The following is a 22,396-nucleotide window of genomic DNA, read 5'->3' as shown; positions in this document are numbered from 1 at the left end:
AGGGTGAAATGAAAAGGACTTCATTTTGGCTCAGGAAAATTCGATTCGACAAGATGTTTTCGTTCTTATTGGCTTTTGGCTAGTGGGAGCAGTGCTGATTATCATTTTTAATTGGGAAACGGTTAGTGCGTTAGAGCTCCGAGATAATGATGACTACATGCGTTTTGCCCAATTTCAACACTGGATGGAGGAGGGTGATTGGTACCTAGTACCTATGCACAACTTTAACCCTCAAGATGGAGTACTGATACATTGGTCTAGGTTGCCTGATATCATGCTGTCTTCAGTCGCTATACCGTTGCTAATCTTTCTTCCTGAACACCTAGCCTACACTTTCACGATATCTGTTGTCCCTCTCTTTTATTTACTTGTCTACTTACTGTCTGTTTTTTACTTAGGACACCGATTGTTTGGCGTTAAGTATCGGTTCGTGAGTATGCTATTTGCGATCGCTTCTCCAGCTGTTGTTCACTTTCTACCTGGCGCAATTGATCACCACAATATACAGCTGATGCTTGGCGCTTTGTTCCTAGTCCTTAGCCCAATCAAACAAATGCAATTGGGACAGCGTTGGCGGATCAACATACATGCTTTGGTTGTGGGGCTATCGTTTTGGGTTGGACTAGATAACATCTTTTTATTTGGGTCTTACTTTTTAGTTTATACGACATATTCATGTTTGGTTGATGCTCAGTGGAGAGAGTATGTCCGTGTTTTACTTGTAAAGTGTACAGTAACTGTATTGGTTGCCATTTTGCTAAATAGGCCAGTATCTGAGTTTTTCACTATTAAGTCTGATGAAGTTTCTTTTCTTTTGGTTTTCCTATTATTGAGTGGGTACGCTTTTATACTCTTTTTTGAAAAGAGTGTCGGTTTTGGACAATCAAAATTATCAAAAGTGATGATTTTTATATTTGTGGGACTGCTTTCTCTGACTCCGACGGTATTGCTGTTTCCAAGTTTTATCGATGGGTTGTTGATAGAGTACCCATCAATATTGAAAATGTTTTGGCTAGACTATGTCTCCGAAGCTAAGCCAATTTATTACTACGTTAACCAGGATGGTTTCTTATCACGACAGAACTATGTGTTGCTTTTCATTCCTGCCTTATTGTTTCCTTTTTTTAAACAAAATAACCCATACGCCACCTTACTTTATCTAATGTTAGTGGTGAATCTGCTGTTGGCATACTTTTGGCAGTTAAGGGTTACAAGGAGTTGTTTTTTATTAGCAGCTCCTCTTCAAGCGTATGTGGTTTTAAGGTGTGCTGAGTATTTGCGATATCTTTTTGTAAAGGTTGTATTTATCACGCTCGGTGGGCCGTTAGGGATAGCGTTCATTCTGCTATTCGTCAATGGAGACCTGTCAGGGCCTTCGTTTAAAGAGCGAAATCAAGCGGATGAAGATAACTTAATTGACGTTCTTAACTCTATACGTGTTAAAGAAGAGCTTGTATTAACCGGTATTGAAAGTGGTTCTCAATTGTTAGCAAGAACAAAAAATAGAATCATTGCAGCCCCTTATCATAGGAATATTAGAGGGAATACTTTCTTAATTGAAACTATGCTTGAAGAAGACCTAAGTATTGTTCGAGATAAATTGTTAAGCAAAGGCGTAGGTATCGTTGTAGTGGGAAATGATAGTCACTTAGTTCTGATTAAGCACCTCAGCAACGAGAGAGCCTTCATTCGAAGGCTATATAGTCAAGAATTGCCCAGTTGGTTAGAGAGAGTTTATTCAAACAAGCAAAGCAGTTATCAAGTTTTTAGGGTGAGGGAGTATCCATGACAAACGAAAAAATAGCGGTATTACTTCCTTGTTTCAATGAGGCTGGTGCTATTGGGCAAACTGTAAGCTCATTTAGAACGTCTTTACCTAACGCTGATATCTATGTTTATGACAATAATTCGACTGATAACACCATCGCAGAGGCTAGTGAGGCTGGGGCAATTATTCGTACAGAGCCTCGCCAAGGAAAGGGAGAGGTTGTTAGAAGAATGTTCTCTGATATTGAAGCAGATATATACGTGATGGCTGACGGTGATAACACATATGATGCATCAATTTGCCCCAAACTGATCGAGCATTTACTGAGTGAGCGTTTAGACATGGTTATTGGCAGTCGAGAACGAGCGATAGGGGCATACCCCACTGGGCATATATACGGAAACAAATTTTTCTCGGCTCTGGTAAACGGAGCTTTTAGTGCTCATTTTGAAGACGTTTTTTCTGGTTATAGGGTGATGAGTCGTCGTTTTGTTAAGAGCGTACCAATATTCAGCGATGGTTTTCAGATAGAAACAGAGCTTACCGTCCACGCGTTGCATCATAATATGCCCACTAAAGAGGTTGCGACACAGTACTCTCCTCGTCCAGATGGAACAGAAAGTAAACTTCATACACTTAGTGATGGCGTTAAAATTTTTAATTTTATTCTTTTCATTCTGAGGGACGTAAAACCGTTACTATTTTTCGGTGTGCTTGCCTTATTTCTTGCAGGCTTGTCTCTGACGCTAGGTATCCCTGTGATTGTCGACTTTATCGAGACAGGGCTCGTTGAGCGAGTACCTACAGCAATCCTCGCAAGTTCAATTGCTTTGATCGCTGTAATGTCTTTTTTCTGTGGATTGATTCTAGATAACGTTTCACGAGGTCGACGAGAAATTAAGATTCTGTCGATGTTAAACCTCTAGGTTGGTGGGGAGAGTGCATGAGAGCGAGCAAGAACGAAGATGTTGAATGGCTCAACTATTTAAATCGTTTCAGTAATGAATATGATCACCGAGTCTACAATGATAACTCTACTGGTGGGGTTATGAGAGCCGGACATATAGCTCTAGAGAGGCCTTTGAAGAAGGAACACTTTTCAAGGGTTTTAGAGGTAGGGTGTGGGACTGGTGAGCATTTAAAGCATGTATCGCATACCTTTGATGAATATGTAATGACTGATGGTGACCAAGCCGCTCTTGATATTGCTCAGCAATCAATTACAAGTTTAAAGCAGCAAGGAAGTATTATATTTGAGAGTATGGATGCGAGTTGTTTAGAGTACCCAGATGAACACTTTGATCGTGTAGTAGCGACTCATATATTGGAACATATTTATGAACCTCACCTTGTTATTAAAGAGTGGTTACGAGTTCTCAAGCCTGGGGGGACCTTATCAGTACTAATTCCGACGGATCCGGGGGTTGCGTGGAAAGTTGGTCGGTACTTTACGACTCGAAAACTTGGAATGAGTAAAGGCTGGAATTACGATTATATTATGGCGAGGGAACACGTAAACCCGTGCAATAATCTTATTGTTTTTTTGAAGTATTATTCTCCTAGTTATCGCTGCAGTTTTTGGCCATTTTCGATATTACCGTCGATCGATTGTAATTTGTTTTTCTCTTTCCATGGTGTGAAATAGACTCGTAAAACAGACTTAGCAGAAGCGAAACCATCTCGCTCCTGCTTGTTGCCGTATTCGACTTGGCTTACAACCAATTCATTATTGCGCCCGCAGCAATGAACACTCCGACCAAGCCAACGATTGGTAGCTTGACTGATTTGAGCAACCAAACACCGACCACGATAAGTGCGAAGTCTAGCCCGCTATTTACTGCACTAGTGAAAATTGGTTGATATAGAGCAGCGAGGAGTAGACCAACAACCGCAGCATTAACGCCAGTTAATGCGCCAGAAATTAATGGTTTGCTCGCTATCGCTTGCCAGTTTTTAAGAACCCCCAACAGCAGTAAAAAACCAGGTAGAAAGACAGCGACGGTTGCAATCAGAGCGCCTAACACAGGCGTAGCAGGCATAAGGACGTAACCTAGATAGGTTGCAAGTGTAAACATCGGCCCAGGAACGGCTTGCGCCGCTGCGTAACCTGTTAAGAAAGCATCTTGGGATAACTGATCACCAATACCATTTTGGAGTAATGGTAGAACCACGTGGCCACCACCAAACACCAAACTACCTGCTTGATAGAACAAACTGAACACTTCGATCCCCTGTGAGTAATTTGCCAGCAAAGGCAAACCTAGTAACAGAGCAGCAAAGAGGACGAGCGGTGCAAACGAAATTTTCTCGCTACTGGTAACCGAAGATTGGGCTTGCGAAGACAAGAATCGACTTCCGACGAATGCCGCCAAAATAAGTACCAAGATTTGTGGCCAAATACCGGGAAATAGAAGCAAAACCACAGCCGTCATAACGCATAGTGAGGTCGCGATAGCTGACTTACAAAAGTTTTTATACATTCCATAGGTTGCGTCGGCGACGACAACCACGGCAAGCAGCTTAAGCCCATGGATAACTGAGTTGAAAAGAGAGTTATCTAACAATTGTGAACTGGCAAGCGCTAGAACTAGCATCAAGATTACGGATGGCGTTGTGAAACCAATGAACGCAGCAATTGCACCAGGCAGTCCCCCTTTTTTATAGCCTACCGCGAAGCCGACTTGGCTTGATCCCGGCCCAGGCAAGAACTGACTCAGCGCGACGATCTGTCCGTATTCTTCGTCCGTCAGCCACTTCATTTTCTCGACAAATGTGTTTCTGAAATAACCAATGTGAGCCGCTGGACCACCAAAACTGATCCAACCTAGCCAAAAAAAGGTCTTAAAAATTGCAAACATGATCATACCCATTTAAAGAATTACGAGTAATTTAGAGGGAACAGTACTATGATTCAAATTAATTATTTTAATTGTCTCTATTAATGAAATGGGATGGGGAAGTGGCGAGTTTTAACTGGAAAGGAATTGATCTTAACTTATTGATTGCACTACAAGCATTGTATAAAACCAATAGTGTGAGCAAGGCGGCTGAGCGCTGTTTCGTTAGTCAGTCAGCGATGAGCCACAGTCTACAAAGGTTAAGAAAGCTGTTTGATGATCCACTGTTTGAGCGAGTGGGAAGTCGAATGGAGCCAACTGAGCGCGCCATGGAGTTGTCGAATTCGGTTGACCTTCTACTTGGTCAAATTCAGACTGATATTTTGAAAACCAAGCCTTTTCAAGCTTCGACATTCAGTGATGTTTGGAAGATCGGTCTAACGGATTACGCAGAACAAATGTTTGGCCCAGCACTGTTTGATCAGATAAAAGAGCAGGTTCCACATTCGCAAGTCGCGCTATTCAACGTGAACCGTGCTAATTACCAATCGGTCTTTGAGCAATCTAAACTGGATGTGGTAATTGGTAGCTTTGGTGAGGTTACGGAGTTATATCGAACTGAGCACCTTTATACTGAGCAGCATGTTTGTTTGTATGATGGTGATGTGCTCGAAGTGGAATTGCCAATGTCATTATCGGATTTTACGTCTGTCGAGCATGCTCTTGTTTCTCCAAGTGGTGTTCTTTCGACTGGCGTTGACGATAAATTAGAAGTATTAGGGTTAAAGCGCCAAGTTGCGATTGCATCGAGTAACTTCCTAACCATCAAGAGTTTGATTCATGGCCGACAGCTGTTGTGTATTGTCCCCAAGCTGGTGGCGAGACAAGAAGGTTCTTGTTCCAGTTTAAAAGCGGTTACTCCTCCGATTGAGGTTCCTGACTTCGACATTCAGCTTGTTTATCGCAAAGGTAAACAGCGGGACGATAAGAATATCTTTATTCGCCGGCTAATCAGTCAAGTGGTGGTTGATATCGCTGGTCAATCGAGTCCTGGTGAGTAACCAACCTACTAGTTTCCATAACAAAATGGTTAAGATGACACCGGCATAACCATCTACCGCATAGTGCCACCCAAGGTGCACCGAGCCGATCTGTATCGAAAGGGCATACAGCCAAGCTAGTGCTCCACCCCAGCGATTTAATTTAGACACGCTAATTGCGATCAGCGTAGCTATAGTGACATGCATGCTGGGCATTGCCGAAATACCAGATCCTAGGCTGTTCTCATTTTGAAGATAGTGCTCCAATAACATTGCTTGTGTATCAAGAGCCCATATAGGGAGTGAGTTGCTATTTAATAAAGCGAAATTTTGGTTGGCGAGTCGCTCCATGAGAGGCTGGTAATGGTTAACATCGAACAAAGGCTGCATAAACACAGGGCCAGCTGAAGATAAGATAGTGGCAGAGATGTTTCCAATTACTAGCCATGATGCGAGAAAAGTAACAAGAAATTGTGTCCGCAATTTGTCGTCTTGTCTGTAAAGGATGAAAAAGATAACAACCCCCCATTTTACAAAAAACCATAAGTTGTAAAGGACATTGATTACCAAAGTTGCTGTTGGTGTCGGGAATAGGGAGTGAGTGATATGCCAAGGTGTGATATCGAAGTGGAGCCATAGATCCAACTTGTGCCAATTTTCATCCAAGTAAAATGGAACTAAGTAAGGGATGCTCGATTTGATGAAGGTGTAGCTAGAAAAACAGATGTTAATGCAAAGGAGCAAAATGAAAAATAAGACGGAACGTGATAGTGGAAAAAAGAGCGGTTTTAGCCAAACTAGAAAGTCATGCCCTGGAGTTTTCGATTTCACGAGTAAAACACAGTAATAGCAAACACTAATGGCGAACAAAATAATACAGCAACTAGCTATTATGATGTCCAAGTATGTAAATAAGTTTAATTGAAATGGCAACTTAGTTACTTGGCTAAACACTAAGGTTATAAGCAATATTGCAGCGGTATAGTATAAAACCCACTTGTTTCGGTAGAGCTCGTTCATTAAGTTTGGAATGTATTGAACGCGATGGTTTTTTGAGGTGTGTTTACATAATTTGTCTTGCCTGCTTTCCATAATTTCCTTCGCCCATCCATCGGGTGCTCTATTTAAGGCTAGCTCAGATTTGATGTGTTGCTAGGTGATTACGATAGTGCAGAAAAAACAGCGAATTTATCATCACCATGCTCAAACTGTGGCTATACTTAGTTTGAGGCTTAATTCAGTTACAACGATAGATAATCGTGTGTATGTACAGCGACTCTAGCTATGGATTAAGTTTCACATGGTTAAAAACTCTCCCTAACTAAATGGAATTAGTTGGTTTAAAGCGCTAGCTCCCCCTAGCGCTTTTTCTTTTTAGCATTATGTTTCTATTTCTTAACTGTCAGTCTCGTAAACAAAAAGCCGCTGCATCGGTCAATGGAGCGGCTTTGCTTCACTGTTCGAATTTTCATACTTAGTATGATTAAGCGAGATCGTCTTTGCCTTCGATAAGTGCGTGATGACTAACAGATCCAGCAGTGCGAGCCTGGAGGTGTGGGACGTATTCAGGATCGTTCATAAAATCAATCGCGGCTTGCTTTGAAGGCCACTCGATAATGATACGTAGAGCGGGTTGTTCTGCATCCCCCTCTAAACGCTCGTGGCTAGAAGTACGGGCAAGGTATTTTCCACCATATTGTGTAACCAGCTTATTTGCAGGACCAATGTAATCGGCAACCCATGTGTCTGTTGTTGGGGTAACTTCTAGTACTGAATAGTAAGACATAATGTAATCTCCACTTTGTGCATGCCGCACTCTTGTTATCAATAGATTTGTTCATTGCTATCGGATTGCGAATGAAATAAGCATAGTGCCTAAGCTCAACTTTGATAATTGGCCGCTATAAAGAATCTTTATATAGATATTATTGAAAATTAAATCTGTTCACCGGATGTTAGAAAGAGTACTTGGTCCACTTCTTCGCTCGCCAACGATGAGCCATGATGATGCCTCGGAACCACTCATCCATCGCAATCGCCATCCAAGCACCGAATACGCCGTAGCCCCAGTGCACGCCAAGTAAATAGCTCATAGCAACCCCAATGCCCCACATGCTCAATATGCCCATTTTTACCGGGAACTGAATGTCGCCTGCGGCTTTTAGGCAAGAGATAAAGATCAGATTAAACACACGGCCTGCTTCAAGCAGTATTGAGCCAGCAATCAGACTTGCCGTCAGAGCGATGATCTCTGGATCTTGAGTAAAGACGTCTAAGATTTCGAATCGGAATAGGTATATCAAACAGGTGATAACGGTTGATGCAATAAAACCTACGATAAAGTATCGCTGCACTCGTGTGGTGATCTCATCGATCCAGCCTTTACCAATGTAGTAGCCCGTTTGTATCTGGCTGCCTTGACCAATAGCCAACGCAAACGCAAAAGAGAGGCGAGCGATATTCTGCGCATAGGTAAAGGCAGCCAGCGAAGAGGTGCCCATCTGTACAACAAAGAAGGTAATGCTGATTTGGGCCATGTTGTAAGAGAGCACTTCACCCGCATTCATGGAGCCGATTTTGATGATCTTTTGGTAAATCGACTTGGGAATCGCTTTGAATTGCTTAATCGGAAGGTCGATCCCTTTGCTTCTGACCACTCCAATCAAAATGAACATACCGATAACTTGGCTGAACACGGTCGCGACCGCCACACCCTGAACACCGTAAACAGGTAATCCAAAAGGTTGGTATAGCGCGCAGTAGTTACCTACAACGTTGATAACACCAGCAATCATATTGATGACCATTGGTGACTTTGAATAGCCGTGGCTGCGAAGAATCGTAGTCAGCACTACGCCTATAGTGACGTTAAACGTCAGCGCACCGCTGATAAACAGATATTCTTGAGCGTACTGTTCCACTTGCGCTTCAAGCTGGTAGAGCGGTATGAAATATTCAGCGCCTAACACCGCGAGAATACTCAACAAAACGCCTGTGATGACGGCGAGGATAATACTGGCAACACCGACATGCGCACTCTCTTGATCGCGAGAAGCGCCGTTGTATTGTGCAATCAAGATACCTGTTCCGCTGCTCACCATGGTGGAGACAATGATCAGGAAAAATGAGATTTGCGAGATAACACCAACCGCTGATACGGCTTTGTCTGAGTATCCAGATAGCATGAATACATCACTGGTGTTGAGCGCGGTTCGCAGTAGAACTTCAATGAATATTGGCCAAGTGAGCGCAACGATTCCCATACGTTTGTTTAGGTTGGAATCAGCATTAGGCATTTAGGTTTTCTCAAAAAAGGAAGGGTGAGGCTTTAGTGTAGTGCTTATTAAGAAAACAACTATCAAAATAATGTCCGGATTACCTACAAGGTCAAAAAGAGCCGGATTTAGAGCTGAAAATGTCACTGTTTTGGTAACGTTTACCCTATCCAACGAGCTTGAGGGAGTCGATAGAGTAAGAGAGGGGAGGGTTGGAAAGGCAAAGCCAGTGCGCAGACTGGCTTTGTATAAGCGTATAGCTAGTCGATTCGCTGCCCCTGTGCATCGAATAGATGACAGTCTTTTGCAGAGAAGTTTAGCTCTAGAGATTGATAGCGAGACACCTCTTGGTCGCCAGGGAGGTGAACCTTAAAGCCGTCTATGCCGCAAGATTGACCAAACATGTAGGTGCTATTTCCTAGTCGCTCAACCACTTCACTTTGAAACTCAATCGTTATGTCAGAGGCGCCATTGATCTCTAAATGCTCTGGCCTGATACCGAGTGTCAGCTGTTGTCCTTCTGCTAACTTTTGACTTGGAAGGGGTAGGGTGATTTGGCTATTACCATTAATCGAAAGTTGAGCATGAGTCTCTGAGCAAGAACCCACAACGCACGGTAAGAAGTTCATCTTCGGTGAGCCGATAAAGCCAGCCACAAACTCATTTTGTGGGCTGTGGTAAAGCTCTAATGGTGAGCCGACTTGCTCGACTCTACCGTCTCTAAGGACCACGATTTTATCGGCAAGCGTCATCGCTTCGACCTGATCGTGGGTGACATAAATCATGGTGTTTTGCAGATCTTGATGTAATTTCGCAATTTGTAGGCGCATATCGACACGAAGTTCTGCATCTAGGTTCGAGAGTGGTTCATCGAACAAGAACACTTTCGGATTGCGAACAATTGCACGTCCAATAGCAACCCTTTGTCGCTGACCACCAGAAAGCTCTTTCGGCTTACGCTTAAGTAGGTGTTCCAATTGCAGTGTTTTGGTTGCGCTGGTGACCTGCTTTTCAATGGTCTCTTTAGCGACGCCATTCATTTTTAAACCAAAGCCCATGTTCTCTTCTACGGTCATGTGTGGGTAGAGTGCATAAGATTGGAATACCATGGCAACACCGCGTTCAGCTGGGTCAACATCGTTGACGAGCTCGTCGCCAATATGAATTTCGCCTTCGGTAATTTCTTCTAAACCGGCAACCAAGCGAAGCAGTGTCGATTTACCACAACCTGACGGACCAACAAAAACAACGAACTCACCGTTGGTTATCTCTAGATTAACACCATGGATGGTCTGTACATCACCATAACGCTTAATGACCTTTTTTAAGCTGATATCAGCCATGCTATCTCCTTGCCTTGTTGGACTACATCACTTTGCCTTTAAAACATACGCATTCATCAGAAATTTGTTAGGTGCCTCGCACGATTTATTGATCCGGCTCATACAAATTTTACAAAGTATTCCGTTTTTTGTGGAATCGTTTACACAATTTAAACATAACGATACACAATATGATTGCTGAGATTAATATTTGAGCATGGTTACGATTAAAGCTTAGCAATTTGATGATGTTTCGCCGATTAACTTTGAAACAAATGGAATTGTAAACAAAGCTATGAAGACAAGGAATTTGGGAAAATGGTGCAATCTGTGAAAACGATATACCCAGAAAATCGCATCCCATCAGCCAGAAAGAAAAGGCGCATCAGCTCTAAGCTGTCGCCGTGGCTGTTTTTAACACCGGCAATCGCCATCTTCTCGCTCTATGTGATCTTCCCGATTGTGGACAGTATCTGGTTGAGTTTTTTCGAGTGGGATGGACTTGGTGAGAAAGAGTGGGTGGGGCTAGAGAACTATCGTGAGCTATTTGACTCCGATGCGTTCTACATCTCACTGACTAACAACTTCCTTTGGTTGATCTTCTTTATGCTTGCGCCACCTTGTGGTCTGGCTATCGCCCTCTTTCTCAACCAACAAGTGAAAGGCATCCGTGTTGTTAAGTCTCTCTTCTTCTTTCCATTTGTTATCTCACAAGTGGTTGTGGGCTTAGTGTTTGCCTGGTTTTACGACCCATCCTTTGGCCTGTTCAATATCGTCTTAGGTTCACTTGGCTTTGAGCCTATCTCCATTCTCGCCAATGAAGATTACGTTACCTACGGAATTATCGTGGCAGGTCTGTGGCCACAAATCTCTTACTGCATGATTTTGTACTTAACAGGGTTGAACAACTTAGACCCAGAGCAATTGGAAGCAGCACGACTGGATGGAGCCAAGAAGTGGCGCATGCTGTGGTATGTGGTGCTACCTCAATTGCGACCTGCCACTTTTATTGCAGTGGTCGTCACCGTAATTGGCGCTCTGCGTTCATTTGACTTAGTGGCAACCATGACCGCTGGTGGCCCGTGGGGAAGCTCTACGGTACTGGCTTATCAAATGTACGAAGAGTCGATCTTTAACTACCGAATGGGTTATGGCGCTGCGGTTTCCGTTGTTCTATTCCTGATTATGGATATCTATATCGCTTACTTCTTGTGGCGTATGTTGAGGAGTGAAAAATAATGTATCCACAACCGATTCAAAAAGCAGGACGCTTTACCAACATCAGTTATCGAGTCGCTCTGCCAATCTCTATTGTCATGTGGTTGCTGCCCCTTATTGCGGTGATGATGACCTCGATTCGTTCGATGGAAGACATCAACAAAGGTAACTACTGGGGCTGGCCAAGCGAGATTCAGTTTATTGAAAACTACACTCAGGTGTTCACCTCGACATCGATGGGACAGTATCTAATCAATAGCTTGATCATCACTTTACCAGCGGTAGCGGGAGCGGTTGCTCTCTCCACATTGGCAGGTTACGCGTTAGCTAAATACAACTTCAAAGCCAACCTCTGGATCTTTGCGATGTTCATTGCGGGTAACTTTGTACCTTTCCAGATCCTGATGATCCCGGTTCGTGACCTGACGATTAACCTAGGTTTGTACGATACACACTGGGCTCTGATCTTTTTCCATATCGCCTTTCAAGCCGGCTTTTGTACCCTGTTTATGCGCAACTTTATCGTCGGTATTCCTGATGCTCTTATCGAGGCCGCGCGTGTAGAAGGGGTCAGTGAATGGAAAATATTCTGGCATGTGGTTCTGCCGCTGGTTCGCCCGGCGTTAGCTGCACTTGCGGTCTTAGTGTTTACCTTTATCTGGAATGATTTCTTCTGGGCTTTGGTTCTGGTTCAAAGCGATGAAGTGCGTCCAGTGACTGCTGGTTTAAGTTCACTTCAAGGTCAGTGGTTGGCGTCATGGCAGTTCATGTCAGCGGGTGCAGTAGTCGCTGCGATTCCACCCGTTGTGCTGTTCTTTACCATGCAGAAGCACTTTATTGCCGGTCTGACCTTAGGTGCAACCAAAGGCTAAATATTCAATGAGGGCTCCTCAAAGTAGGAGCCGTTATGTAAACAATCCACCTTAAATGGATACACAGAGAGTAACCAAAGTACGAATAACTCTACCCAGCACAATAATAAAAATTGGACTTAGTGAGCCCCGCTCTATAACAAGGACCTACATATGAAATACGTGAAACATATCGCTGCAACCGCAGTGCTTGCTGCCTCCGTCTCGACTACAGCGTTTGCAGGAACCTTAGTCATCAACTCAGATGCCTCTGACCCAGCCCCAAAAGAGGCTTGGAGTGAGATCATCAGTCGCTTTGAAAAAGAGAACCCTGATATCACGGTTAAGTACAACCTGTATGACCATGAGTCGTATAAAACCACGATTCGTAACTGGTTGGTGACGTCGCCACCGGATGTGGTGTTCTGGTATGCCGGTAACCGTATGAAGGCGTTTGTTGATCGTGGCTTGTTTGAAGATGTGAGTGACATCTGGGCAGACAACAACATGAAGCAAGACTTTGCAGCAGCGGCGCCTGCGATGACGGTGCAAGGCAAGCAATATGGTGTGCCTTACACGTATTACCAATGGGGTATCTACTACCGTAAAGACATCTTTGAGCAGTACGGTATTGCTGAACCAAAAACTTGGGAAGAGCTAAAGTCGGCGTCAGCAACGCTAAAAGAAAACGGCGTGACGCCATTTACCATAGGTACTAAGTATCTTTGGACGGCTGCTGGCTGGTTCGATTACATCAACATGCGAACCAATGGCTTAGATTTCCATATCCAATTGATGGATGGCAAAGTCCCTTACTCCGATGAGCGTGTGAAGAAAACATTCGCTAATTGGGCTGAGTTGGTTGAGCCAGGTTACTTCTTAGATAACCACGCATCTTACTCTTGGCAAGAAGCGCAACCTTTCCTATATAACGGTAAGGCGGCGATGTACTTAATGGGTAACTTCATTACGCCAAACTTCCCAGCGGAGCTGGACGGCAAGATGGATTTCTTCCAATTCCCAGTCATCGATCCAAGCGTGCCAATGGCTGAAGATGCGCCAATGGATACCCTGCACATTCCATCAAAAGCGAAGAACAAAGCCGATGCTCGTAAGTTCTTAGAGTTTGTTGCTCGTGCTGAAAACCAACAGCTTATCAATGAGATGCTGCTGCAGATCCCGACCAACAACAAAGCGAAAGCTAAGTCAGATCCGTTCTTAGATAAAGGCGTTGCTATGTTGGCGGCGAGTGATGGTACTGCACAGTTCTATGATCGCGACACCAACCCGGCGATGGCAAAAGAGGGGATGAAAGGCTTCCAAGAGTTTATGGTTCACCCTGAACGTATCGATAAGATTCTTAAGAAGCTAGACAAGGTAAGCAAACGCGCCTTTAAGTAATTGAGACCAAGCCGCAGCAATTGTCGCTGCGGCTTTCATCACTCTGTATGTGTCATCGTCAATAGTATTTATGGTGCGACTCACCTCGTTGCCACTGCCATTGGTTGAAGGCTGTTAAGTCATATTGACAATGACACACTCTGAACGGTTTATCGCAAGGAACAGTTAATGAGAAGCTTCTCTCAAATCATCTCCGCTCGTGAGTGGGAAAATCAACACATTACACATCATAACGTTCTAGAAGCGCATGCTCCTTTGAAGGCGTATACCTCTCGAGAAGGTGCTCTTGCACGAACCGCTTCGAATACCAAATCTTTAAATGGTGTCTGGAAATTTCAGCTGTTTGATGCGCCAGAGTCGGTCAGCGAAGCCATGATTGCAGAGCATTTTGACGATACAACCTGGGACTCGATTGAGGTGCCGAGTAACTGGCAGATGCAAGGCTATGACAAACCAATTTATACCAATGTGAAGTACCCATTTGCGGACACTCCGCCATTTGTGCCTCGAGATAACCCGACAGGGCTATACCGAACCTCTTTTCAATGCACAGAGCAAGCATTGACAAATATCCATCGAATTGCGTTTGATGGCGTCAACTCTGCTTTTCATTTGTGGTGTAACGGCAAGTGGGTGGGCTATTCACAAGACAGCCGTTTGCCAGCTGAGTTTGACCTATCGGCGTTTGTCAAAGTGGGAGAAAACTCGTTAGCAGTTATGGTATTACGCTGGTCAGATGGCTCGTACCTTGAAGACCAAGATATGTGGTGGTTGAGCGGCATATTCCGCGACGTTACATTGCTCACTAAGCCGAAGACAGCGATCGAAGACGTAAAAATCGAAACTCAATTAGACGCTGCCTATCGCGACGCGCAGCTCTGTGTTGATGTGAAAATATCAAAAAACAGTGATGAGAGTAGTGATGCTCATCAGGTAAAAATTGAACTGTATGATGCGCAAGGTCAGAAAGTCATTGAACCTGATGTTGTCGGTTTTGGCCAACGATATGTCGATGAAAAAGGGCCTTGGCAGGAAGTGGCATACAGCCAAAATTCCGTTGCTAACCCCCACAAATGGAGTGCTGAATCTCCCTATCTCTATCGCTGTGTTATCTCGTTAGAGAATGAACAAGGCGAGCTGCTCGACTGTGAGGCTTACGATGTCGGTTTTCGCAGCGTTGAGATCAGCGATGGCCTGCTTAAAGTAAATGGTAAGCCGCTGCTAATTCGAGGGGTGAATCGACACGAGCATCACCCTGAACTCGGGCATACCATGACTCGCGAGGGCATGATTCAAGACATTAAACTCATCAAGCAAAACAACTTCAACGCGGTGCGAACCGCTCATTATCCTAATCACCCACTTTGGTATGAACTGTGTGATGAATATGGGTTGTACTTGGTTGATGAGGCAAACATCGAAACCCACGGTCAGGTCCCAATGTGTCGTCTATCGAATGACGCTTCTTGGTTGAATGCCTATATGCGCCGTATTACTCGACTGGTGGAACGAGATAAAAACCACGCCAGTATTATCATTTGGTCTTTGGGCAATGAATCCGGAATTGGTCGCAATCACCATGCGATGTATCAATGGGTCAAGCAGGCAGACCCAACTCGCCTTGTTCAATATGAGGGAGGCGGAGCGGATACCGCAGCTACCGATATTCTGTGCCCTATGTATGCGCGAGTGGATTGGGATTTACCTGTCGTTGCTCATCAACCAGAGGTGACGCCGCGTGTTGGAATTCGAAAAGCGATCGCATTGCCGAATGAGCAGCGTCCGCTGATTTTATGTGAGTACGCACACGCGATGGGCAACAGCCTAGGTAGTTTTAACAAATACTGGCAAGCCTTTCGTGATAACCCAAGATTGCAAGGTGGTTTTATCTGGGACTGGGTTGATCAAGGCATCACCAAAACCGATGCACAAGGCAAGCCTTATTGGGGGTATGGTGGCGATTTTGGTGATGCGATTAATGATCGTCAGTTCTGTATCAATGGATTGGTGTTCCCAGACCGAACCCCGCACCCGAGCTTGAACGAGGTAAAAAAGGCGCAGCAGTTTTATCAGTTCGCGCTGATATCGATTGAGCCTTTGGTGATTGAAGTGCGCAGCGAGAACCTATTTTGCTCAAGTGATAAAGAAACCCTTTATTGGTCAATTACTCAAGATGGTGAAGAGCAAAGCCAGGGCTGCATTGAACTGTTGTTAGAACCAGAGTCGAGCATTCATATCGAGCTCGATGGCATTGTGCTTCCTCAAAAGGCCAATGCGCTCAACCACCTAAATTTAGAAGTGAGATTACATCAAGATACTAAGTGGGCAAGCAAAGGTCACGTTACAGCAACCGAGCAACTCACTTTACCTACATCACCACAACTGGTGTTGGACGATAATACCTCTGAGCATCCACCGCAGGCCATCGAGAGTGAAGAGCGACTCGCTATTGTCGGTGCGCGTTATCGCGTTGAGTTCGATCGTATAACGGGCTATGTGGAAAGTTGGTTGAAAGAGGACGTTGAACAGCTTGCCAGTGGCATTCGTGATAACTTCTATCGTGCACCACTGGATAACGATATTGGTGTTAGTGAAGCAAATCGCGTTGATCCCAACTCATGGATAGCGCGATGGCAAGCCGCGGGATTAGATTCTCTGACGCCAGAGTGCATTGATTTCTCCTTCTTCACGCATGAAAACAAGGTGTTGGTGACGTCGAAAATTGCTCATCTTGTTGAAGGGCAAGTACGCCTGTTGTCGACTTGGCAATATCAATTGTTCTCTGATGGCGAAGTGATTATCGATGTGCATGTTCAAGCCGCCAAAGGTCTGCCATCACTGCCACGTGTTGGTTTATCCTTCGCGCTAAAAGAGACGTCGAATGAGGTGACATGGTTTGGTCGTGGGCCACATGAAAACTACCCAGACAGAAAAAGCTCGGCTCATATTGGTCGCTATCAGCAGAGCATAGAGCAGATGCATACTCCTTATATTTTCCCGTCCGATTGTGGGTTGCGTTGCGATGTGCGTGAAGCCGTTATTGGCGGATTTGAATTACAGGGCGATTTTCATTTTTCGGTCAGCCGCTTTGGACAACAGCAACTTGTGCAGGCCAAACACACTTGTGATCTCACCGAGCAAGACCAGTTGTTTGTTTACATCGATGGCTTTCATATGGGGGTTGGTGGAGATGATTCATGGACGCCAAGTGTGCATGATGAGTTCAAATTAATACAAGAGCACTACCGTTATCAGGTTCGATTCTTTGGTGCATAGAGGCTTGGTGATCTGCTTGTGGAGCAAAAAGATCATAGTAGGCCAAATACTACAGTAACCTAAATGAGCTGAAAGTTGATTCAAAGAAAAAGACACCCAACATCATGTTGGGTGCCTTTGTTTTTGTAGTGGTTTTAGAACGATGTTAAAACTTTGACTTACTCTGCGTCAGTAAAGAAATCGTTGTAAAGCATGTACAAGTGAGCTGCACTCCAAGAGAAGTTTGGCGCACCTTGCTGCTCACCGTTTAATGGGTTGTAGTTCTCACGGATAGGGCCGTCTTGTACCAAGCCATCAGCGTGGTCGAAGAAAGCGCCTGCCATTTCAATCGCATCATCACGGTAACCGTAGCTGTCCATTCCTTTCAGGCCGAAGTAAAACTGGTCTACCCATACGCGTCCACGCCAGTAAATATCTGGGCCGAATGCTGGGTTAGATAGCGCTGCAGTGCCCAGTGGTACGTAGGTGTTGAACTCTGAGGTGTCTTTCATCACAGAGACCACCGCATCCGCGTGTGCTTGGGTTGCTGCACCGTTGAACAGTGGTGACCAACCTTCAGGGCCTTTACCACGTTCGACAATCGGTTTACCAGCACAGCCATTAGCTAAAGGTTTATCTTCAATGCGAATGTCGTAGTAGAAGTTCGTGCCTTCATCGAACATACAAGTGTTGATGTAGTTCGATAGGTGCTCAGCCTTTTCACGGAACTCTTTCGCTTCTGCTTCGTTGCCTAAGATGTCAGCCATTTCCGCTAGGTACTTGTTATCGCTGTACATGTAGCTTGCTTGGTCAACGGACTCTTGTAGCAGTGAGTAGCCTAACAGGGTGCCATCTTCTGCGCGGTTTTGGGCGAATTCAACATCCCAATCACTGCGTTTGCCGCCGTTGGCAACGTAGGCGTCTAGCTGATCTTTATCGATGAAACCAAAGGCTGCCGCATCATCACGACCTGATTCCCAAGATGCCGCAGTTTGAGCTGGGCTCTCGATGTAGTCATAGTTGCCTTCTGCAATCACTTTATCCAGTGCTGCTTGACCTACAACGGTTTCGTGTTTATCGCCACGAACCACAGTGAAGTACATTTCGCCTTCTGGTGTGTTGTGTGCTTTATCACGCGCTGCGCCGTACTCAGGAACGCCATTACCATTGTTGTCACGGTTACGTAGCCACCAGTCGTGGTAAGCCACCAGCTTTGGATACATCTCTTCTAGCCAAGCTTCATCGCTGGTGGTCTTGTAAACTTCCATTACTGCCCATGCCGCTAGACTTGGCTTGGTGTTACGTTCGTTCCAGTTGCCACCGTCACCGCCACGCTCTGGGCTTAGGTTGTAAGCCAATAGATCTGGCACGTAACCTTCATCCCAAGGGCGAACCGGATCGTCAGCTTGAATTTGGTAGGCAAACATTGCGCGGATGTTGTCTTTCGCTACGTCTGGGTTGAAGTGCGCCATCGCGTAAGCTTGTTTCCATGTATCCCATGGCCATGTTTGGTTGCCAGAGAACCAACGCGCCGTTACCGAAGGTGTTACAGAGTCAAACTCCATCGCACCGGCTGCGCCACGCCAGTTACCGTTTAGGGTTTCCATCGCTTTTACCGCAACACGCTCTTGCTCAGGCGTCGCATTCGGGTTGGTTAACCCCATCTCTAGGTAACCTTCCCAGCGCGCTTCCGATGCCGCTAAGAAATCGGTAGGGTTTGCCATGATCTTTTTGATCTCAGGCTGTTCCGCTTTTGCTTCTTCTGCCGTTAACACGTGTGAGTATGTGGTGTAGATGGTGGTTGATTCTTCAATGCTTGCAGTTGAAGTAAACGTTAAGCCATCGACCTTGGTTTGGGTTGGAATCGATTTATGAACTTGGTACTCAGACTCGCCTGAAGTCAGCAGATCCCACGTTGAACGCACTTTACCGAAAGTGACCTTTAGACCGTCGTCGGTTGCAACGATTTGGCGATTGTAATCAGGGTATGTTTCAGCAATGGTTTTATCGGTTTGCGCGACGCCTTCTTTCGCGTGTGTTTTTTCAAGCAGTTCACCGTCCCACACCAACTCAACTGGCGAGTCAGTGGTGATTTTAGTCTCTAGCAGAGAAGTACGGTTAGAAGCAAAACGCAGCGTCATCTCGACCGTTACATCGTCAGATTTCAGCGTCTGAACCAATGCGCCCGGCAGGCTGTAAGCTTCCATCGTGAATTCAACTTTTTTGCCATCTTTGTACACGCTTAGGCGGTCAAAGTTATCAGCCATGAAGTTAATGTATTCTTCAGTAAGCAGCGCTGTTCCCGGGAAACCACCCATGCCTTCAGCCGTGTCTGGCAACAAGTGACCGTGCCATGCACCTAGGTCGAAGAACGGGTTGAAGCGTTGATGGTCATCGAAGTCATAGTCACGCATGTATTCTGGTGAGCCAGTGCGGTCGATAACGTTTTTAAATTGGTTTGCTTGAAGATCTTCAGAGCCTGTATTTGATGCGCAACCAGTAACAACAAGTGCTGCGCCAATAGCGATAGCTGCGAATGATTTGTTCAGTTTCATAGTGAGTTCCTGTTATTACCAGTAGAAGTATTGCATTGCGAACACTTGTGCGTCGCCAATTTCAGTGTCGCTACCTACGCCAAAGCGGCTATCGAAAGCGGTCGCAAATGCACCGTTTCCGTATTCGTACCAAACACCGGCGTTGATGTAAGAAGTGATCTCTTTTTCGCCGTTATCGCCATCAAAGTTTGCGTAGTTGTAGGCTGCGGATAGGTAAACGCCTTGCGCGGCTTCGTACCAAGCGCTGGTTTGAATACCAGACTCACTGCCGAAAGACTCTTGATTGCCTTTGTCAGTGTCGTGCCAAACACGAGCAGCAAAGTTCTTGTATTCAGCACCTAATAGTAGAAGTTCGCCACCGTCGTTATTACGAACCTCACCACCACCCATTAGCGTTAGGTCGTCAGTCAGGTCGTATTGGACATAACCGTTGACCATGGCATTTTTATCTTTCCATTGGTCTGCGAAGTTGTCGTATTTACCAAAGTGAATCAGCGCATCGTCTTCAGAGAAGTCAGATTCTGGAGCGAAGGAAACGCTGTAGCGTAGCTTGCCTTCTAGGTTTTGGATCTTCACACCAACGTGTACGTCACGAGTGTTTGAGATCGCGTAGCCGTACTCTACCGTTGGGTCACCCCACCATTGAACGTCATCCAGAGACGAGTCCATACGACCGACAATAAATTCTGTTTTTGCATCAGTGCGGTAACCTGCGTAGAAGCGGTTAAAACCACCTTCGAAGCCGCCCCAACCATGGCCAGTTGCCCATGCATTGCCTTCGTCATCGGCTTGAACTGTCCAGCCTTCCATGTAAGCAAGACCAAACCAATTACCATGCTCGATAGCCAAGCCAGCTTCAATGTAAGTGCCGTCTGCGTAGCGGCCTTTGTCATCACCTTCTAGGGCAACATGACCGCCTAGACCGAGTTCGCCGTAAAAGTTAAATAGGGTTTCGGTTTGGGGTGGTTGGGTCTCACTGTGGTTAGCCGCTATTTCATCAGCATGGGCATTCGCCGATAGCGCAGCAAGGATACAACTTGTAATAAGAGTGGTTTTAGTAAAACTACTTTTCATTTTGTTCACTTCTGTGTCGGGTTAGTAAATGAAGAATCGTAAGCAGTTCTGACTTCTAATATGGGGTGCTCTCAAGGCGTAGCGGTCAGGTTGCTCGCGTTCTCCTGACTGATATTACTGATAAATGTGTCGTTTAAAATCTCTTTAAAGCTAAAGTGTGATCTGTTTTAGTAAAATATTTACTTGTGTTTTATTTTGAGGTTTAGTTGAATTTATGGGCAAATAGTTGGTGTGGGAAGTATCTGATAATTGAATGAAAATTAAGGAATAGTACAAGGGAAATAACAAGGCACTCACCAAATGGGGGAGTGCCTTCGAATTTTTAACAAGGATGTAGGATTAGCTTAGGCGTTTGCAGGTTCAGGTCGTGCCTCTAGCTTTTTCTCTTCTGCAGATAAGCTTTTCTCGTATTGACCGTATTTCCACCAAGCGTAACCCAAGAAGATCACGATGCCGCCTACGTTATAGAAGATGATGGTCATGATGTCAGCACCCGTTGGGAAGGTCGATGCAAAGAAACCCACGGTAAAGATGCTGATCAGAATCGATACCGCTGCGATACCAACAGGGCGAGAACCCATGCGGAAATCACGTGGTAGGTGGTCGAGTTTCAGACGCAAGTGTAGGTACGCGATCATGATGAACAGTGGCGGTAGCATAGAAGCTGCTGCAGTCATGTTGATGATGGTGCTCATCAAATCTTGCACCGTGTCAGACGCAAGTGTCGGGATGAACATCAACGGAATCACAATGAAAAACTGAACCCAAGCAGCACGCTCCGGTACGCCTTGTTTGTTCAGAGCGACTGTCTTCTCGCCAAAGATACCTTTAGGGATCTCAGAGAAGAAAATCTTAACTGGTGTTGCTGTCCACATTAGTAGCGAGCCTAACATCGCAGTGAAAGAAACGATGCCCACAAAGCGATTCATAAGAATTTCAGGTAAGCCGAAGTAGAGTGCTAAGCCTTCAAAAACCTGTACTGAACCACCAGTGAATTTAAGCTCTTCACGAGATACGAATACGTTAGCCAGGATAGAACCCACCGAATACAGCGCACCAATAAAGATACCCGCAATGATGATCACTTTAACGAAAGACTTGTGACCGCCTTTGATGTCGTTTACGTAAACCGCGACCGACTCTGCACCGCCAGCGGCCATGAAGATCCAGGTGATTACGCCTAGGAATGCCCAGTTAAAGCTTGGGGTCATTGCTTCAATGGTGATTGGGTCAGCTGGTTCAATACCACCGATTAACGCACCGCCTGACAGCAAAATGTAAGACATGGTCAGAAGCAGCATTAGTGACGAAGTTAATGAGGTGATAGGGCCTAATAGTTTCGCGCCGTTGTTAGAGATGTGCGTCGCGACCGCAAACAAAATGGTACTTAGAATTGCAGTGGTCATTGGCGTGAAGATGTACTCGAAACCTAAGAACGCATAAGACGCGTAAGCGATGATTCTAGGCAGTAGAGACGTGAAGAAGAATAGGTTAACAAACCAGTATGTGTAAGCTGAAATAAATGCCCAGCGACCGCCTAGAGAGCTTTTAACCCATGAGTAAACACCCGCTTCTGAGTCTTTATTCAGGGATACGAACTCAGCAACAATCAGACAGAAAGGAACAAAATAAAAGATGGTTGCTAAAAAGAACATCGGAGCCGAAGATAGGCCGATTTCGATGTTGTTGTTAATGATGTTGTTGAAGCTATATACCGCCGCGAAAGTCATAGACAGTAGGGCAAACTTGCCTATCGTACTGCGTTTATTATCGGACATGATGTTCTCCGGTGAATCACGT

Annotated in this window: 16 protein-coding genes; 8 read left to right on the top strand and 8 right to left on the bottom strand. The window is 45.2% G+C overall.

The window, feature by feature from the left end:
- Positions 1 to 25: 25 nt before the first annotated feature.
- The 3 genes from KI743_RS09910 to KI743_RS09900 are packed head-to-tail and all read left to right on the top strand — an operon-like array spanning position 26 to position 3,413.
- Entirely contained in the window at positions 26 to 1,789 is a 1,764-nt protein-coding gene (locus KI743_RS09910; protein ID WP_285466208.1) for a hypothetical protein, read from the top strand.
- The gene (locus KI743_RS09905; RefSeq protein WP_285466206.1) at positions 1,786 to 2,694 is read left to right on the top strand and encodes a glycosyltransferase family 2 protein; all 909 of its coding nucleotides are present in this window, start codon (positions 1,786 to 1,788) and stop codon (positions 2,692 to 2,694) included. The genes KI743_RS09910 and KI743_RS09905 overlap by 4 nt, the downstream gene beginning before the upstream one ends.
- 17 nt (positions 2,695 to 2,711) lie before the next feature.
- Complete coding sequence (locus KI743_RS09900; protein WP_285466204.1) at positions 2,712 to 3,413, top strand: class I SAM-dependent methyltransferase; 702 nt, start codon at positions 2,712 to 2,714, stop codon at positions 3,411 to 3,413.
- A gap of 67 nt (positions 3,414 to 3,480) precedes the next feature.
- Here the strand turns inward: KI743_RS09900 and chrA are convergent, their stop codons facing one another.
- On the bottom strand, positions 3,481 to 4,626 hold the full coding sequence (gene chrA / locus KI743_RS09895; RefSeq protein ID WP_285466202.1) for a chromate efflux transporter: 1,146 nt from the start codon (positions 4,624 to 4,626) through the stop codon (positions 3,481 to 3,483).
- 101 nt (positions 4,627 to 4,727) lie between these two features.
- On the opposite strand from chrA, the gene KI743_RS09890 reads away from it, so the two are divergent.
- A complete protein-coding gene (locus KI743_RS09890) occupies positions 4,728 to 5,666 on the top strand; it encodes a LysR family transcriptional regulator (RefSeq protein WP_285466228.1) in 939 nt (312 codons plus the stop codon).
- Here KI743_RS09890 and KI743_RS09885 read toward each other — a convergent pair.
- From KI743_RS09885 to KI743_RS09870, 4 genes are all read right to left on the bottom strand, one after another.
- Positions 5,613 to 6,665: a phosphatase PAP2 family protein gene (locus tag KI743_RS09885; protein WP_285466227.1), complete on the bottom strand. Its 1,053-nt coding sequence runs from the start codon at positions 6,663 to 6,665 to the stop codon at positions 5,613 to 5,615. The two genes, KI743_RS09890 and KI743_RS09885, sit on opposite strands and share 54 nt — an antisense overlap.
- Before the next feature lie 463 nt (positions 6,666 to 7,128).
- Positions 7,129 to 7,431: a DUF1330 domain-containing protein gene (locus tag KI743_RS09880; protein ID WP_285466201.1), complete on the bottom strand. Its 303-nt coding sequence runs from the start codon at positions 7,429 to 7,431 to the stop codon at positions 7,129 to 7,131.
- A gap of 169 nt (positions 7,432 to 7,600) precedes the next feature.
- Positions 7,601 to 8,941 (bottom strand): MATE family efflux transporter, encoded by a 1,341-nt coding sequence (locus tag KI743_RS09875; protein WP_285466199.1) that lies wholly within the window; start codon positions 8,939 to 8,941, stop codon positions 7,601 to 7,603.
- A gap of 239 nt (positions 8,942 to 9,180) precedes the next feature.
- Positions 9,181 to 10,263, bottom strand: coding sequence for an ABC transporter ATP-binding protein (locus KI743_RS09870; RefSeq protein ID WP_285466198.1), 1,083 nt, complete (start codon positions 10,261 to 10,263; stop codon positions 9,181 to 9,183).
- A 297-nt stretch (positions 10,264 to 10,560) separates the two neighbouring features.
- Between KI743_RS09870 and KI743_RS09865 the strand changes: the two genes are divergently transcribed.
- The 4 genes from KI743_RS09865 to KI743_RS09850 all read left to right on the top strand — a co-directional run bounded on the left by KI743_RS09865 (position 10,561) and on the right by KI743_RS09850 (position 16,988).
- On the top strand, positions 10,561 to 11,481 hold the full coding sequence (locus KI743_RS09865; protein WP_285466197.1) for a carbohydrate ABC transporter permease: 921 nt from the start codon (positions 10,561 to 10,563) through the stop codon (positions 11,479 to 11,481).
- Positions 11,481 to 12,332, top strand: coding sequence for a carbohydrate ABC transporter permease (locus KI743_RS09860; protein WP_032551606.1), 852 nt, complete (start codon positions 11,481 to 11,483; stop codon positions 12,330 to 12,332). Before KI743_RS09865 ends, KI743_RS09860 begins: the two co-directional genes overlap by 1 nt.
- Before the next feature lie 153 nt (positions 12,333 to 12,485).
- Positions 12,486 to 13,712: an ABC transporter substrate-binding protein gene (locus KI743_RS09855; protein WP_150869181.1), complete on the top strand. Its 1,227-nt coding sequence runs from the start codon at positions 12,486 to 12,488 to the stop codon at positions 13,710 to 13,712.
- Between the two features lie 168 nt (positions 13,713 to 13,880).
- On the top strand, positions 13,881 to 16,988 hold the full coding sequence (locus tag KI743_RS09850; RefSeq protein WP_285466195.1) for a beta-galactosidase: 3,108 nt from the start codon (positions 13,881 to 13,883) through the stop codon (positions 16,986 to 16,988).
- A gap of 158 nt (positions 16,989 to 17,146) precedes the next feature.
- On the opposite strand, the gene ygjK is transcribed toward KI743_RS09850, so the two are convergent.
- From ygjK to KI743_RS09835, 3 genes are all read right to left on the bottom strand, one after another.
- Complete coding sequence (ygjK, locus tag KI743_RS09845; RefSeq protein WP_285466194.1) at positions 17,147 to 19,522, bottom strand: alpha-glucosidase; 2,376 nt, start codon at positions 19,520 to 19,522, stop codon at positions 17,147 to 17,149.
- Between the two features lie 15 nt (positions 19,523 to 19,537).
- Positions 19,538 to 20,596 carry a protein YgjJ gene (gene ygjJ / locus KI743_RS09840; protein WP_285466193.1) on the bottom strand — a complete coding sequence of 353 codons (1,059 nt, stop codon included), beginning with the start codon at positions 20,594 to 20,596 and terminating at the stop codon, positions 19,538 to 19,540.
- A gap of 344 nt (positions 20,597 to 20,940) precedes the next feature.
- Positions 20,941 to 22,374, bottom strand: a complete 1,434-nt coding sequence (locus tag KI743_RS09835; RefSeq protein ID WP_150893609.1) for an amino acid permease — start codon at positions 22,372 to 22,374, stop codon at positions 20,941 to 20,943.
- Between the last annotated feature and the right edge of the window lie 22 nt (positions 22,375 to 22,396).

The organism is Vibrio sp. D420a, from assembly GCF_030248625.1.
Lineage (GTDB): Bacteria > Pseudomonadota > Gammaproteobacteria > Enterobacterales > Vibrionaceae > Vibrio > Vibrio fortis_A.
The sequence above is the reverse complement of the archived record's forward strand: the minus strand, read 5'-3'. Positions and strand labels throughout refer to the sequence as shown.